The sequence below is a fragment of the Corallibacter sp. genome (assembly GCF_048381695.1).
Classification (GTDB): Bacteria; Bacteroidota; Bacteroidia; order Flavobacteriales; family Flavobacteriaceae; genus Corallibacter; species Corallibacter vietnamensis.
In genome coordinates this window covers 143,496-158,562 of the sequence record NZ_JBLXHI010000002.1, presented here as the reverse complement: position 1 = coordinate 158,562, position 15,067 = coordinate 143,496, and the positions used below count along the sequence as shown (strand labels likewise).

The 15,067-nt window shown below is 32.7% G+C and carries 13 protein-coding genes and 1 pseudogene; 5 read left to right on the top strand and 9 right to left on the bottom strand.

From position 1 onward, the window contains the following. Together ACN5J3_RS04540 and rpsO are read right to left on the bottom strand one after the other, a co-directional pair. Positions 1 to 773 (bottom strand): annotated as a pseudogene (locus ACN5J3_RS04540) (polyribonucleotide nucleotidyltransferase); the annotation flags it as partial. A gap of 164 nt (positions 774 to 937) precedes the next feature. Further along, positions 938 to 1,207, bottom strand: a complete 270-nt coding sequence (rpsO, locus tag ACN5J3_RS04535; protein ID WP_106686917.1) for a 30S ribosomal protein S15 — start codon at positions 1,205 to 1,207, stop codon at positions 938 to 940. Between the two features lie 185 nt (positions 1,208 to 1,392). On the opposite strand from rpsO, the gene ACN5J3_RS04530 reads away from it, so the two are divergent. Continuing rightward, the gene (locus ACN5J3_RS04530) at positions 1,393 to 2,241 is read left to right on the top strand and encodes a hypothetical protein (protein WP_418510922.1); all 849 of its coding nucleotides are present in this window, start codon (positions 1,393 to 1,395) and stop codon (positions 2,239 to 2,241) included. 48 nt (positions 2,242 to 2,289) lie between these two features. Here ACN5J3_RS04530 and accD read toward each other — a convergent pair whose 3' ends face one another. From accD to ACN5J3_RS04515, 3 genes are all read right to left on the bottom strand, one after another. Continuing rightward, on the bottom strand, positions 2,290 to 3,147 hold the full coding sequence (accD, locus tag ACN5J3_RS04525; RefSeq protein WP_417290309.1) for an acetyl-CoA carboxylase, carboxyltransferase subunit beta: 858 nt from the start codon (positions 3,145 to 3,147) through the stop codon (positions 2,290 to 2,292). A gap of 66 nt (positions 3,148 to 3,213) precedes the next feature. Next, positions 3,214 to 4,281 carry a class II fructose-bisphosphate aldolase gene (gene fbaA / locus ACN5J3_RS04520; RefSeq protein ID WP_418510921.1) on the bottom strand — a complete coding sequence of 356 codons (1,068 nt, stop codon included), beginning with the start codon at positions 4,279 to 4,281 and terminating at the stop codon, positions 3,214 to 3,216. 50 nt (positions 4,282 to 4,331) lie between these two features. Next, positions 4,332 to 6,857, bottom strand: a complete 2,526-nt coding sequence (locus tag ACN5J3_RS04515; RefSeq protein WP_418510920.1) for an outer membrane protein assembly factor — start codon at positions 6,855 to 6,857, stop codon at positions 4,332 to 4,334. A gap of 192 nt (positions 6,858 to 7,049) precedes the next feature. Here ACN5J3_RS04515 and ACN5J3_RS04510 point away from each other — a divergent pair, with 192 nt between their 5' ends. After that, entirely contained in the window at positions 7,050 to 7,781 is a 732-nt protein-coding gene (locus tag ACN5J3_RS04510) for a TrmH family RNA methyltransferase (RefSeq protein WP_418510919.1), read from the top strand. Here ACN5J3_RS04510 and ACN5J3_RS04505 read toward each other — a convergent pair. Both ACN5J3_RS04505 and ubiE read right to left on the bottom strand, forming a co-directional pair. Next, complete coding sequence (locus tag ACN5J3_RS04505) at positions 7,768 to 8,481, bottom strand: porin family protein (protein WP_417290305.1); 714 nt, start codon at positions 8,479 to 8,481, stop codon at positions 7,768 to 7,770. The genes ACN5J3_RS04510 and ACN5J3_RS04505 overlap by 14 nt on opposite strands. A gap of 4 nt (positions 8,482 to 8,485) precedes the next feature. Then, positions 8,486 to 9,211: a bifunctional demethylmenaquinone methyltransferase/2-methoxy-6-polyprenyl-1,4-benzoquinol methylase UbiE gene (gene ubiE / locus ACN5J3_RS04500; RefSeq protein WP_417290304.1), complete on the bottom strand. Its 726-nt coding sequence runs from the start codon at positions 9,209 to 9,211 to the stop codon at positions 8,486 to 8,488. A gap of 136 nt (positions 9,212 to 9,347) precedes the next feature. Here ubiE and trkA point away from each other — a divergent pair, with 136 nt between their 5' ends. The 3 genes from trkA to ACN5J3_RS04485 all read left to right on the top strand — a co-directional run bounded on the left by trkA (position 9,348) and on the right by ACN5J3_RS04485 (position 12,646). Continuing rightward, positions 9,348 to 10,697, top strand: a complete 1,350-nt coding sequence (gene trkA / locus ACN5J3_RS04495; RefSeq protein ID WP_418510918.1) for a Trk system potassium transporter TrkA — start codon at positions 9,348 to 9,350, stop codon at positions 10,695 to 10,697. Between the two features lies 1 nt (position 10,698). Next, the gene (locus tag ACN5J3_RS04490; protein WP_418510917.1) at positions 10,699 to 12,192 is read left to right on the top strand and encodes a TrkH family potassium uptake protein; all 1,494 of its coding nucleotides are present in this window, start codon (positions 10,699 to 10,701) and stop codon (positions 12,190 to 12,192) included. A gap of 190 nt (positions 12,193 to 12,382) precedes the next feature. After that, on the top strand, positions 12,383 to 12,646 hold the full coding sequence (locus ACN5J3_RS04485) for a hypothetical protein (RefSeq protein ID WP_418510916.1): 264 nt from the start codon (positions 12,383 to 12,385) through the stop codon (positions 12,644 to 12,646). Between the two features lie 46 nt (positions 12,647 to 12,692). Here ACN5J3_RS04485 and ACN5J3_RS04480 read toward each other — a convergent pair whose 3' ends face one another. Beyond that, complete coding sequence (locus ACN5J3_RS04480; RefSeq protein ID WP_418510915.1) at positions 12,693 to 13,880, bottom strand: pyridoxal phosphate-dependent aminotransferase; 1,188 nt, start codon at positions 13,878 to 13,880, stop codon at positions 12,693 to 12,695. 16 nt (positions 13,881 to 13,896) lie between these two features. Next, the gene (locus tag ACN5J3_RS04475) at positions 13,897 to 14,997 is read right to left on the bottom strand and encodes a fatty acid desaturase family protein (RefSeq protein ID WP_418510914.1); all 1,101 of its coding nucleotides are present in this window, start codon (positions 14,995 to 14,997) and stop codon (positions 13,897 to 13,899) included. Between the last annotated feature and the right edge of the window lie 70 nt (positions 14,998 to 15,067).

Sequence of the window (15,067 nt, the reverse complement as noted above, 5' to 3'; positions counted from 1 at the left end):
GCATATACTTTATCGTATGCCATATCGTGGATCTTTTTAGCTAAATCTTCGTCTGCTCTTTCTGGTTCGTATTCTCTAGTTTCTTTTTTACCAAAAGCTTCAGCTAATCTTGTTTGAGCGTCACATTGTACTTTAATCGCTTCGTGAGCAGCTTTGATAGCTTCAGTCATTTCTTCTTCAGAAATTTCATCCATTTCACCTTCAACCATCATTACAGAGTCTGCAGAAGCACCAATCATCATATCGATATCAGATTCTGCTAATTGTGCTAATGTTGGGTTGATGATAAATTCTCCATTAATACGACCAACTCTTACTTCTGAAATTGGAGTTTCAAAAGGAATGTCTGATAATTGTATAGCAGCAGATGCAGCTAAACCAGCCATAGCATCTGGCATAACTTCTGGGTCATGAGACATTAATTGAATCATTACCTGAGTTTCGCTATGATAATCTTTTGGGAATAATGGACGTAAAACACGGTCTACAAGACGCATAGTTAATACTTCACCGTCGCTTGGTCTTGCTTCTCTTTTGAAGAATCCACCTGGATAACGTCCAGCAGCAGCAAATTTCTCGCGGTAATCTACTGTTAATGGTAAAAAGTCTACGTCTGCAGCTTTGTAGTTAGATACTACTGTACATAATAGCATACATTTACCAGATTGTACAACAACAGAACCATGTGCCTGTTTTGCTAATTTTCCGGTTTCGATAGAGATTTCTCTACCGTCACCAAGGTCTATGACCTCTTTGTAAGTTTGTGGAATCATAAATTTTTTAATTCTAATTAAACAATGGTCGTTGTGTTGTTGTTGTGTGTAGTTGTTGTTTTGACCAATGAAAAACTATAATTAGCTTCTTCAAAATCCGTTAGTTATACTCAAACGAATGAGTTGTTATAAATGAAAAAAAGAGGCGCGAAGCCTCTTTTTGATTATTTTCTTAATCCTAATTCTTTTACAATTGCACGGTATCTCATGATATCCTTTTTAGTAAGATAATCTAAAAGCGCACGACGCTTACCTACTAATTTTACTAGAGAACGCTCTGTGTTAAAATCTTTACGATTTTGTTTTAAGTGCTCTGTTAAGTGGTTTATTCTGTAAGTGAATAATGCAATTTGTCCTTCAGCAGAACCAGTATTTGTTTTACTGTTACCGTGTTTTGCGAAGATTTCTTCTTTCTTTTCTTTTGATAAATACATTCTAATATTATTGTAAATGATTGTTATGTACACGAAAGGTTTTCTTTCGAGCGGCAAATATAGTAAATATTTATTATTTTAAATTGGTAAGTGTATTTTTTTAGCGTAAAATACTTTGTTACTAACTTTTACGTTTTATAAATGTTATTAACAAAAATAATGAACCTATCTAAAAATTCAAGCGTATGAAACGATTTTTTTTAAAAGTAAGTGCTTTATGTTTTCTGTTATTTATAGCTGTATTGACATCATGTAGTGATAATGAAGATAATAGCACTGTAAATATGCAGTCTCAAGACCAAGATATTTCTGAAATGATTTTATCATCTGACATGGATGTTGTTACAGCTTCAATAGAAGATTATATGATAGAGACATACGAGAATCAAGAAGGCGAAGAAGCTAGAGGTGTAGCTGGCTCAAGTAAATTAATGCCCGAATGTGCTACGGTAACTATTGATGCTGAACAGAATTTTAGAGAATTAACTATTGATTTTAGTTCTCAAGGTTGTGTAATAAGAGGGCATCTTTATAGAGGGCAAATTGTGTTGACTTATACACGCGATATTGATGCAGAAGAAATTAGTTTGAGTTATGTATTAAACAATTTCTATTTTGATAATAAGCAAGTGTCAGGCAGCAATACAATTTTAAAAACTTTATCTAATGTAAACGGCAACCCACAATTTACACATACTGTAAACTTAACGGTTACTTGGCCAAATGGTGTAGAAGCTACAAGAGATGGTCAAATTGTTAGAGAATGGGTTGAAGGTTTTGGTAGTGGTGTTTTTACTGATAATGTTTTTGAGGTAACTGGATATTGGGCTTCTGGATTTGTAAATGGAAACACTCACAATTATGAAATACTAACGCCTTTAAGAAGAGAAATGACGTGTTATTACTTTGTTAGTGGTATTTTGTCAGTGGAACGAACTTTGTTTTCAGGTGAATTAGATTATGGTGATGGTAATTGTGATAATCAAGCAACCTTTACTTTTGAAAGTGGCACAGTAATAAATATCTTTATTTAAAGTCCTTAATATATAAGAAAAAAAAGCGAGCCAATTGGCTCGCTTTTTTTATGCTCTTAATGGTTGATTTGTAATTAAATCAATATAAAGATTTACTTTGTTTTTTAACTCTTTTCTGTGGGTTATAAAGTCAAGGAAACCATGCTCTAATAAGAATTCAGATGTTTGAAATCCTTCTGGTAATTCTTGTCCTGTAGTATCTCTTACTACACGAGGACCAGCAAAACCAATTAAAGCTCCAGGTTCGCTAATGTTTATGTCTCCTAACATAGCAAAAGAAGCTGTAGTTCCTCCTGTTGTTGGGTCTGTACATAATGATATATAAGGTATGCCAGCATCTGCTAATTGAGCTAACTTTACAGAAGTTTTTGCTAATTGCATTAAAGATAAAGCGGCTTCCATCATTCTTGCTCCTCCTGATTTAGAAATAATCATGAAAGGTGTTTTGTTTTTTAAGGCGTAATCAGCAGCACGAGCTATTTTCTCACCTACAACACTACCCATAGAACCACCGATAAACGAAAAATCCATACAAGCAATTACTAAATCTTGCCCTTTAGATTTTCCTACAGCAGTACGAACAGCATCTTTTAGTTTTGTTTTTTCTTGAGCAGCTTTTAAACGGTCTGGATATTTTTTAGTGTCTTCAAACTTTAGAGGATCTTTAGATTCTAATTTAATATCTAGCTCTTTAAACTTGTTATCGTCAAAAAGAATTTCAAAATATTCTTTACTGCCTATTCTTACGTGGTAACCATCTTCTGGGCTCACGTAAAAGTTTTGCTCTAATTCTTTAGTATCAACTATTTTTCCGGTAGGAGATTTATACCACAAGCCTCTAGGCGTGTCTTTTTTCTGTTCGGTTGTAGTCTGAATTCCTTTTTCTTTTCTTTTAAACCAAGACATATCGATTTACGATTTTAGATTTATGATAAACGATTTTTTTAAGGGAAATCGCAATTTATCTTTGAATTATAGTGTGTTTATGTTGTTAAGATCTTCGAATGCTTTCTTTAATCTTTCTACAAAAGTTTTTTCTCCTTCTCGAAGCCAAACTCTTGGGTCATAATATTTTTTGTTTGGAGAGTCATCACCATCTGGGTTACCTATTTGAGATTTTAAATAGTCAGATTTATCACTCATGTAATCTCTCACGCCGCTCATAAATGCATATTGCATATCTGTATCAATATTCATTTTGATAACACCGTAGCTTATTCCTTCTCTAATTTCTTCAACTGTAGATCCAGATCCTCCGTGAAAAACAAAATCGATGTGGTTATGACCAACACCATATTTTTCTGAAATATATTCTTGAGAGTTTTTAAGAATTTTTGGAGTTAATTTTACATTTCCTGGTTTGTATACACCATGAACGTTACCAAAGGCAGCTGCAATTGTAAATTGACTGCTTACCTTGCTTAATTCTTCATAAGCGTAAGCTACTTCTTCTGGTTGCGTGTATAATTTAGAGTCATCTACATCTGTATTGTCTACACCATCTTCTTCACCACCAGTTATTCCTAATTCTATTTCTAGAGTCATACCCATTTTGCTCATACGCTCAAGGTATTGCTTACATATTTCTATGTTTTCTTCAATTGGCTCTTCACTTAAATCAATCATGTGAGAGCTGTATAAAGGTTTTCCTGTTTCTTTAAAATGTTGCTCACTAGCGTCAAGTAAACCGTCAATCCAAGGTAATAGTTTTTTAGCACAGTGGTCTGTATGCAAAATTACAGGAACACCATAGGCTTCAGCCATTAAGTGTACATGTTTAGCGCCAGCAACTGCACCAGCTATAGCTGCTTTTTGATTGTCGTTTGATAATCCTTTACCAGCATTAAAAATAGCACCGCCGTTAGAAAATTGAATAATCACAGGAGCGTTTAAGTCTCTGGCAGTTTCTAATACGCCATTTATGGTATTTGAGCCAACTACATTAACTGCAGGAAGTGCAAACCCTTTTTCTTTTGCTAATTTGAAAATCTCTTGAACTTCGTTTCCTGTTGCAACTCCAGGTTTTATATTGTGTGCCATTTTTTTAATTTAATTTTGTTTAAAAAGCAAAAATAAGAAAATTAAATGGCTTAAAAAGGGTAATTTATACCAATGTTATAAACAGCATTTCTAAAGTTGTAATCATTAAACCATCTGTTTTGATTTCCGTAAGATGGATCATAGGTTTTAAAACCTATATCAAAACGAAATACTACAAAGCCAAAATCATATCTAAAACCAAAACCAGAACCAACGGCAATGTCTTCTAAAGAGCTAAAACTATCAAAAGTAGCTTTGTCATCTTCTACATTATCTAAAGCATTCCAGATGTTTCCGGCATCTATAAATAAAGCACCATGTAGGTCTTCAAAAATGTTAAATCTATGTTCAACATTAAATGCGAGTTTTAGGTTGGCTTCATTAAACTCGTTATTACTATTAGATCTTCCTGGTCCTAAACGGTAAGCAGACCATGCCCTGTTGTCATTTGGACCTCCGGCAAAAAAACTTTTTGAAAAAGGAATACTGTTTGAGTTTCCATATGGAATAGCAATACCACCAAATGCTCTTACTGCTAAAACATTTTTTCTACCTATGTCCCAATGTTTAATATAGTCTAGTTCGGTTTTGATATATTGAGAGTAAACTACGTTGAATAATTCGTAATTGTCATCAATGTTTTTGTCTACACCTGCTAATTTAGAAATAGCTGTTAAGAAGTTTCCAGCAGATTCTAACTTAAATCTGAATATAGAAAAGTCTTCGTCGTATAAATTCTCTCTTTTATCTTTTATAAAACTATAGCTTGTTGCAAATATTAAGTTGTTTTCTGTAAGTCGTTGTCTTCGTTCTTCTATATTATTTATGGTAGCAATGTTTGTTGTTGTTAATCCTGAAGGTGGACTATTACTTAATGATTTGTTTATAAATGCTTGGGCTTGATCAGGAATATTTAATGGTTCGCCTGGGTTAACGTAATTTATATTTGTAGCTATATCATTTAATGTGTTGAATGAGTTCTGGTAAACATTAAAATAGTTTGAAGGGTTTAGGTTTCTTACATACTGAATGTTAAACAGGTCAAATCTATTTGTTACTGTATTTGATGGCCGCCATTTATAATTAAAAGCTCCTGTAAAAGTTTGTTTGTCTAAACCTACATTGGTTTGACTAGATGTTGATAAACTGATTCGTGTACTCGGAGACATGTTTTTAGGAATAATTTTTTCGGTGTTGAAAAGAAAAAATATTCTTGGAAATGTTAGGTTCAGGTTTACACCCATTTCTTGAATGTCAAAAAAACGGTCATCACCATTTGATGCATCTTTTGAGGCTCCTATAGATCCGAATGCAGAAATTTCTAATGTTTCAGCACCTCTAAAAATGTTTCTCATTAGTAACGATGGGTTTAGTGACACTCCAAAGGCTTGTATGTTACTTTGTGAAACTTCTGTGCTAAAACCTAATTGGAATTTTTTTAAAGGCGTTAAATAGATATTTGCTGTTAGTGTTGTGTCAGGGTTTTCAACATACTCTATGTTAGGATACTTAAAGGTTCGTAACTCGCTAATGTGTTGATAAGAGTCTGTCCTGTCGCTGTCTTTAAAAACATCGTTTGGTTTTATAAATACAACATCTGTTAAGGCTTTAGGTCTGTGACGTAATTTAGAATAGCTATATAAATTGTATCCTTTGTAGGTTGTTGAATCTAAAATGGGTTTATTTCTATTGCTATAAGAGAAATCAGGATATATATTAACATCTTTAATGTTGTAAATTTTAAAAGGTTCTCTAACAGTTGTGTCTTGTATTCTGATAGCTCGATTTTCAATTTGAAGCTCTACATTTACTTTTTTGTTTGTGTTTATGGTGTCCATTTCAAAAAAGACATAATCTTCACTAAAATGATAAACACCAGAATTTCTTAAGTAGTCTGTAATTCTATTTTTTTCGTTTTCAAACGTAACCGTTTTGTATTGTTTTCCTGATTTTATAAGTGATTTATGTTCCTGTATTTTGTATAGTGAATCTACAACAGGCGATAGTATTTTAGTAGATAAGGAATCTATAATATAAGGTTCGCCGGTTTTTACAAAGTAAGATACTTCTCCTTTTTGGTTGTCTTCTTTTTCAGTTTCAGATGTCGCTTTAACATTAAACCAGCCGTTATTAAAGTAATATGCTTCAAGTCTGTTTGTAGACTTTTCAGTTTTGTTATCGTCTATGATAACAGGAGCTTCCCCTGTTTTTTTTAACCACTTATTAAAGTTAATTCGGGATTCAACATATTTATCTAATTGTTTTTTTGATAAGAAATTTTCTAAATGTTCACGCTTTTTAGGCTTTTTATCAATTCCAGCATTAATTATAGAATCTATATTAGGCCTTGCAGAATTATAAATGTATAGGCGTAAAGGTATACGAGCAAGTTTTCTGTTGGGCCTTTGGTAAAGTAAATTGTTTATAGTTTCAGTTTTGTTTACTTTATCATTGACAGTAATGTTGTTTTTTGTTAGTAAATGCTCATTGGCAGGAACTCTTTTTACAGAGTTGCAAGACGCTAAAAATCCTGTAATTACAATAAATAATGCTATTTTTGATAAAAATATTTTCAAGTATTACGTATTAATTATTTAGTAATTATATATGTATTGTTTTTGAGCGGTAAGCTATGTGTTTCATAATAAACCCAAAAGTACACTATTTCCGCTGAAAAATATTAAAATGATATAATTTGAAATATGATTTTAGGATAAAATTATAATTCTATTTTTTTAATCATTCAAAAAAAAAGAAACACACATTTGATGTTATCTAAAAACCAAATAAAACTTATAACAAGTTTAAAACAAAAAAAATATAGGCAAAACCACGGTTTGTTTGTTGCTGAAGGCTATAAAACCATCCAGGAACTGTTGCAATCTTCAATAGAGCTATATCATTTATATACCACAGAACCTTTCAATATTGATGCCAAACATCAAACACTGATAGAAAATTCTGATTTAAAAAAAATAAGCTTTTTAAAATCACCAAATACAGCTTTAGCGCTATTTAAAATCCCTGAACCCAAACCTGTTGCAACAAATGAATTGATAGTTGCTCTAGACGACGTGAGAGATCCAGGTAATTTAGGTACAATAATTCGTCTTTGTGATTGGTTTGGTATAACAAATTTGGTTTGTAGCGAGGCAACTGTAGACTGCTACAATCCCAAAGTGATTCAGGCAACTATGGGATCTATAACACGTGTTAATATAAATTATAAGCCATTAAATGTTTTTCTGGAAACATGTAAAACTGAAACTTTTGGAGCCTTTATGGATGGCGAAAACATCTATAAAAAGTCACTTCCAAAACAAGGTGTTATTGTTATGGGGAATGAAGCAAATGGAATTTCAAAAGATGTTGAAAATCTTGTGAATTCAAGAATATCAATTCCTAGATTTGGTAATATTCAAGCCACAGAAAGCTTAAATGTAGCTACAGCAACAGCAATACTTTTAAGTGAGTTTAAGCGCGCTACTATTGAAAAGTGAAATTTATAAATATACCTTGAGTTTTCATGCTGTGAATATTTCCTGTCCAAGGACTATTTGGGTCAACATCTCTAACTAGTTCATCATTGATAGCGAAAATACCACGAATAGAAGGTGTGAATTTAAAGAAGTATAAATAAAAATCGATACCAAAACCAATTTCATAAAAATACATGTTTTTCTTAATTCTGAACTGACCATTACTATTGTCATCAGGATTATTTTCGTTACTTGATAAGTTTAAAGCAGTAGAAACACCACCTACAATAAAAGGTTTAAAGTTGTTAAGGCGTTTTGTTGAAATTTTAAGTAATAACGGTACATGAATATAAGTTGACCTTACTTCTCTGGTTAAATCAGAATCTGTGTATTCAAAACCAGTAAAGTAACTTTTGTCATAAGTTATTGTTCTGGTGTTAAAAACAGCTGTAGGCTCTAGTCTAAGGTCTAAATACTCGTTAATTCTCAAGTTACCAATAAGTCCAACGTTAAAACCTGTGCTTTTCTCAACTAAAATATCTTTTTTATCTTGAACATAGTCAAAATTAAATGAGTAGCTATTAACACCAAGCGTGTAGCCATAGGATAGCCTTTTTTTATCAATATTGTCAAGGTTTCTTATTCGCTCTTTGCTGAAAAGTTGTGCATTAACAGATTGTGTTAATAACAAAAAGGAGCATATAAAAAGAATGTGCTTCATAGTTTTATTTTGATGATGTATAGATTGTGGCCACGCCAAATGTTTGTGGTAAATCTTTAACATCTATAAACCCAATTTTACGTAAAATATTGTTTAAGGCTTCACCGTAAGGAAAAACAGATGCCGATTCAGATAAATATTTGTAAGCACTTCTGTCTTTAGAAAATATCTTACCAATAGCAGGTAAAATATTTTTTGTGTAAAAATTATAACCTTGTTTAAAAGGTGTTTTTGTAGGAACAGATGTTTCTAAAATTACAAATGTGCCGTTTGGTTTTAAAACCCTGTATATTTCGGCAAGCCCTTTTTCTAAAGTTTCAAAGTTGCGCACACCAAAAGCAACGGTTATAGCGTCAAAAGTATTGTCTTCAAAAGGCATGTTTTCAGAATCACCCAATACCATTTCTATAGTACTATTTAGGCCTTTTTTTTCTATCTTTTGTTTTCCAATCTCAAGCATACCGCTGCTTATATCTAAGCCAACAATTTTTTTTGCTTGAGTTTGAGCTAGGTTTATAGCTAGATCACCAGTTCCAGTAGCAATATCTAATATAGTGTCAGGATTTTTACGGCCTACTATTTCAACAACTTTTTTACGCCACTTTATGTCTATACCAAATGAGATAACACGGTTTAAACCATCATAATCACCAGAAATAGTATCAAACATTTTTGTAACCTGTTCTTTCTTTCCTAGGTTACTATCTTTATAAGGAGTTACTTTTGACAAAATGTAATTTTTTCGCAAATATAAGCTATTCGCCTTGCATTAAACAATCTGTCGACAAATATTTGTATTCTAACGAATTAATATATATATCGTAAATTTTACAGTATATTTGCACTACTTTATAGTATAACTACACATGAAAATTATTATTGCCGGTGCTGGTGAAGTAGGGTTTCATTTAGCAAAATTACTATCTTATGAGTCCCAAGAAATAACTCTTATTGATACTAAAAAAGATAGCCTACTTTATGCAGATACTCATTTAGATATCAAAGTTGTAAAAGGAGACGCAACGTCTATTTCTATTTTAAAAGACTCTCGTGTTTCAGAAAGTGATTTGGTTATTGCTGTAACCTCTTCAGAAACTACCAATATCACAGTTTGTGTATTGGCAAAACAATTAGGAGCCAAGCAAACCATTGCTAGAATCTCTAACACAGAATTTATAAGTCATAAAGAAGAAGTTGGTTTTACTAAGTTTGGTATAGACGAGCTTATCTCTCCTGAATCTATTGCTGCTTCAGAAATTAGATTGTCTCTAGATCAGTCAGCTTTTAATGATAGTTATGCCTTTGACGATGGCGCCTTAACTATGGTTGGTTTAAGCTTACCTAGAACAGCAAATTTTGTTGGTAAAACGGTAAAAGAAGCAGCTCAAATATTTCCTGAAATACATTTTGTGCCTATTGCAATTCAACGTTTTGGAACACAATATACCATAATTCCTAGAGGAGACACACAGTTTAGAGAAGGTGATAATGTAGTTTTTATTACATCTGAAGGTGGTGCAGAAGAATTATGTAGCATTACAGGTAAAACCAATACCGAGATAAAAAATGTCATGATTCTTGGAGGAAGTAAAATAGGTTATAAAACAGCTAGAGATCTTTGTCAAAGTAAGTTTAAAATTAAGCTAATAGAAAAAGATAAAGAGCGCGCTTTTGAACTAGCTGATGAGCTACCTAAAGTTCTTGTTATTAATAGCGACGGTAGAAATGTAGACTTGCTTGAAGAAGAAAATATAAAAGACATGGATGCTTTTATAGCGGTAACAGGTAACTCTGAAACCAATATTATGTCTTGTTTGGTAGCAAAGTCAAAAAATGTAAAAAAGACCATTGCTTTGGTTGAAAACATGGATTATTTTGAGCTATCACAATCTATTGGTATTGATACCTTGATCAATAAAAAACTACTAGCTGCCAACAATATTTTTAGATATGTAAGAAAAGGTGAAGTCGTGGCTATGACAAAGCTTAATAATATGAATGCTGAGCTATTAGAGTTTAAAGTAAAGTCAAGCTCATTAATTTGCAACAAGCAAATTAAAGATGTAGATTTTCCTCGATCTGCAATTATAGGTGGTGTTATTCGTCAAGACAAAGGTTACACAGCTTTAGGAGGCTTTAAAGTGCAAGAAGGCGATCGTGTTGTAGTTTGTGGTTTACCAAGGTCTATTAAGCAAGTAGAAAAACTATTCTTATAGAATGCGACTAAATTATAAAATCATTTTTCATTTTTTAGGACTGTTATTATTATTTAACGGCGGTTTCATGTTATTAGCAACATTGATAAGCTTGATTTATAATGATGGCGTTACTTTTAGGCTTTTTCTTTCAGGTATTTTAGTATTGCTATCTGGTGCAACAACTATGTTTGTTACCAGATCCCATAAGAAAGAAATGAATAAACGTGAAGGTTATATTGTTGTAGCTTTAGGTTGGGTTATTATGTCATTGTCAGGAGCATTGCCTTATGTTATAACAGAAAGTATTCCGAGTTTTACAGATGCGTTTTTTGAAACCATGTCAGGTTACACAACAACCGGAGCAACAATATTAAACGATATAGAGGTTGTGCCAGAAGGTGTTTTGTTTTGGCGAAGCCTTACACATTGGATTGGTGGTATGGGAATTATTGTATTAGCAATAGCAATCTTACCATTATTAGGAATAGGAGGAATGCAAATGTTTGCTGCCGAAGCACCAGGTCCTGGAGGAGATAAACTACATCCTAGAATAACAGATACAGCAAAGCGATTATGGCTTATTTATGTAGGTTACACATTAGCAGAAACACTTTTGCTAAAGGTGGCAGGAATGTCGTTTTTTGATGCCATTAATCACTCGTTGGCAACCTTGTCAACAGGTGGTTTTTCAACTAAAAACGCAAGTGTTGCTTACTGGAATAATGAGCCTATCATTCAGTACATAATTATTTTCTTCATGTTTCTAGCAGGAACAAATTTTGTTTTAAGCTACTTTGCTTTTAAAGGAAAAGTTCAAAAAATTATACATGATGAAGAACTTAAACTTTATTTTAAGTTTATAACAATATTTACAATTATAGCAGCTGTAATTATTTATTTTAAAGCCGATTTATCTATATCTACAATTGATCATCCTATGGTTTGGGGTCGTGCTGAAAGTGCTTTTCGTCATGCGTTGTTTCAAGTTTTAACTGTGGTTACAACAACTGGCTTTATTACGGCAGATTATACATTATGGACACCATTTTTAGTCGTGTTTTTCTTTGGTCTTATGTTTCTAGGTGGTTCCGCAGGAAGTACTTCTGGAGGTGTAAAAGTAGTAAGACATTTGGTGCTAATTAAAAATGGTTTTTTAGAGTTTAAACGCGCACTTCACCCTAATGCAGTATTACCAGTTCGATATAATACTAAAGCGGTTACAGGAGATATTGTATTTAATATTCTAGCCTTTTTCATTTTATACATGTTATCCTTTATTGTTGGTGCTTTGGTGTTCTCTATGTTTGGAATTAATTTTGAATCTTCAATAGGTTTGTCAGCGTCTAGTTTAGGTAACGTAGGTCCTGCTTTAGGGAGCTTTGGACCTGTAAATAACTATGCTGCCTTACCTGAGTTAGGCAAGTGGTGGGCATCGTTTTTAATGCTTATAGGGCGTTTAGAACTGTTTACAGTTCTTATTCTTTTTACGCCGTTCTTTTGGAGAAATAGGTAGCATTTGTAACATTTATAATACTATTGCTACTTATATATTAAAGAAGCTTTTTTATTAGATCTTAAACTGATCATCTTGGGCTAAACTCCAATATTATCTTTTATACTTATCAACGTTACTTGACAACCTTTTCAGGTTGTTGAGAAGACTTTTTTTATGGAAAATTTTAAACTTATAAACTACTTTAGTTATGGGAGGAGAAGGCTCAATGATGGCTGCTAATAATTCTTTAAAGAATAATAGAAGTTTAGTGGCAAAAAGAAAAGAGGCAAATGCTTTAAGTGGCAGTTATGCTAGCGTTCAAATGAAAGAGTTTCCAAAGGCAACTCCAGAAATGCTTGAAACTATTAAAGTCAAACTTCAAAAAGAAAGAAAACAACGACTTATTAAACAGGTTGTTGTGTGTTCAATCATTATTATACTAATTATGATAAGCTGTATCGTATTTGGATAAAAAAAAGCCACTTTAAAAAGTGGCTTTTTTATTTGAGTTTTTATTTTTAACTCACAGCATCTTTGATTCTTTTTAAAGCTTCAATAATTTGTTCTTGGCTTGCAGCGTAAGAAATACGTATACAATCAGGGTTTCCAAAAGCTTCTCCTGTAACGGTTGCTACTAATGCTTCTTCTAGTAAAAATAAAGAGAAATCGGTAGCGTTATTTATCGTTTTACCTCGTAATGTTTTACCAAAATAGTGTGATACATTAGGAAATACATAAAAAGCACCTTCTGGTATGTTGGTTTTAAATCCTTCAATGTCGTTTAGTAAACCTAGTATGAGTTCTCTTCTTGTTTTAAATTCATCAACCATAAACTGTACACGCGAAGGTGATTCGGTCAACGCTGTAATAGCAGCACGTTGCGCAATACAGTTGGTTCCTGAAGTGATTTGACCTTGCATCTTTGTACACGCTTTTGCAATCCATTCTGGAGCACCAATATAGCCTATTCTCCAACCAGTCATTGCAAAAGCTTTTGCTAATCCATTTACGGTTATGGTACGATCATACATGCTAGGTATGGATGCAAAACTAAAGTTTTTTGTGCCATAGCTAATATGTTCGTAAATCTCATCTGATAGGATGTATATATTAGGGTGCTTTTCTAAAACAGCAGCTAGCGCTTTGTATTCAGCTTCGCTGTAAATGGTTCCACTCGGGTTGTTAGGCGAGTTGAAAAAAATCATTTTAGTTTTAGGTGTAATTGCAGCTTCTAATTGCTCTGGTGTGATTTTAAAGTCATTCTCAATAGTAGACGGAATTTCTTTATAAGTAGCTTCACATAGTGTTGCAATGGCAGAATAGCTTACCCAATAAGGCGCAGGTAATAAAATTTCGTCACCTGGATTTAATAAAACTTGAGCAACATTAGCAATAGATTGTTTAGCGCCAGTTGAAACAACAATTTGGTTTGGTTTGTAATCTAAACCGTTGTCGCGTTTAAATTTTAAGCAAACAGCTTCTTTTAATTCAACATATCCATCAACAGGTGAATAAGAGTTGTAATTGTCGTTTATAGCTTGAATAGCGGCATCTTTAATATAATCAGGTGTGTTAAAGTCAGGTTCGCCTAGACTTAATCCAATTATATCTTTGCCTTCAGCTTTTAATTCTCTTGCTTTTGCAGCCATAGCCAAAGTTGCAGACGTTGGTAGGCTATTAATTCTGTCAGATAGTTGGTTGTTCATTAAAAAGGTGTTGTTGTTAGGCTTGTACGGCTGGTTTCATTCCCATTTCTCGTAAATATCTAAAATGAGCCATTATAGCCTTACGTGTTGTTTTGTATTCGTTGTATGGTAAGTTAAATTCTTTAGTTGTTTCTTTAACTATTTTTGAAATTTTAGTGTAATGTATGTGGCTAATATTAGGAAAAATATGGTGCTCTACTTGATGATTTAAACCTCCAGTAAACCAGTTTACAATTCTGTTTTTAGTACTGAAATTCACAGTTGTTAAAAGTTGGTGAATTGCCCATGTGTTTTTCATAGTGCCATTTTCTTCAGGTAAAGGCATTTCGGCATCTTCAATAACATGTGCTAATTGAAAAACGATACTTAAAATTAATCCTGCAGTATAATGCATTACAAAAAAGCCTAGTAAAATTTTCCACCAAGCAATGTCTGTAAGTACAATAGGTAAAACAATCCAAATAGAAACATAAATAAGTTTTGAAATAACTAGTTTACTCCAATTTGCCACAGGGTTTGGGAATTTTCCGTATGATAACTTTCGTTTCATATACCTGTGCATTTGCTGGAAATCTGTAGTAATAGCCCAGTTTATAGTTAACAATCCGTATAATAGTATAGAATAGTAGTGCTGAAATTTATGGTGCCAGTGCCATTCAGAATGTTTAGAAAAACGTAAAATTCTACCAGCTTCTAAATCTTCATCATGACCATGAATATTTGTATATGTGTGGTGTAAAACATTATGCTGTACTTGCCAGTTGTATACGTTTCCGGCAAGAATGTATATACTACTTCCCATTAAGCGGTTTATCCATTCTTTATTTGAAAAAGAACCATGGTTTCCATCATGCATTACGTTCATACCAACACCAGCCATACCAACACCCATAACTATTGTTAAAAGTAATTGTGCCCAACCTGGGATGTTAAGTGTAAGTATTAAAAAGTATGGTGTTAAGAATATAGAAAACATTACAATGGTTTTTAACCAAAGTTTCCAATTTCCTGTTCTTTTTATGTCGTTTTCTTTAAAATAGGCATTTACACGTTTGTTAAGCGTTCTGAAAAATTTAGCAGAATCATTACGTGAAAATGAAAGTGTTTGTTTTGTCATTGCGTTGTTTTTTTAATAACCTAACGAAAATAAAATAGCGTTATGATACTATTTGGCAAATATAATTAAT

What these genes read in the sequence shown, in the direction of transcription:
- rpsO (WP_106686917.1), bottom strand. Translation starts at nt 1,207, where the DNA reads ATGTATTTATCAAAAGAAAAGAAAGAAGAAATCTTCGCAAAACACGGT.
- ACN5J3_RS04530 (WP_418510922.1), top strand. Translation starts at nt 1,393, where the DNA reads ATGAAACGATTTTTTTTAAAAGTAAGTGCTTTATGTTTTCTGTTATTT.
- accD (WP_417290309.1), bottom strand. Translation starts at nt 3,147, where the DNA reads ATGTCTTGGTTTAAAAGAAAAGAAAAAGGAATTCAGACTACAACCGAA.
- fbaA (WP_418510921.1), bottom strand. Translation starts at nt 4,281, where the DNA reads ATGGCACACAATATAAAACCTGGAGTTGCAACAGGAAACGAAGTTCAA.
- ACN5J3_RS04510 (WP_418510919.1), top strand. Translation starts at nt 7,050, where the DNA reads ATGTTATCTAAAAACCAAATAAAACTTATAACAAGTTTAAAACAAAAA.
- ACN5J3_RS04505 (WP_417290305.1), bottom strand. Translation starts at nt 8,481, where the DNA reads ATGAAGCACATTCTTTTTATATGCTCCTTTTTGTTATTAACACAATCT.
- trkA (WP_418510918.1), top strand. Translation starts at nt 9,348, where the DNA reads ATGAAAATTATTATTGCCGGTGCTGGTGAAGTAGGGTTTCATTTAGCA.
- ACN5J3_RS04490 (WP_418510917.1), top strand. Translation starts at nt 10,699, where the DNA reads ATGCGACTAAATTATAAAATCATTTTTCATTTTTTAGGACTGTTATTA.
- ACN5J3_RS04485 (WP_418510916.1), top strand. Translation starts at nt 12,383, where the DNA reads ATGGGAGGAGAAGGCTCAATGATGGCTGCTAATAATTCTTTAAAGAAT.
- ACN5J3_RS04480 (WP_418510915.1), bottom strand. Translation starts at nt 13,880, where the DNA reads ATGAACAACCAACTATCTGACAGAATTAATAGCCTACCAACGTCTGCA.
- ACN5J3_RS04475 (WP_418510914.1), bottom strand. Translation starts at nt 14,997, where the DNA reads ATGACAAAACAAACACTTTCATTTTCACGTAATGATTCTGCTAAATTT.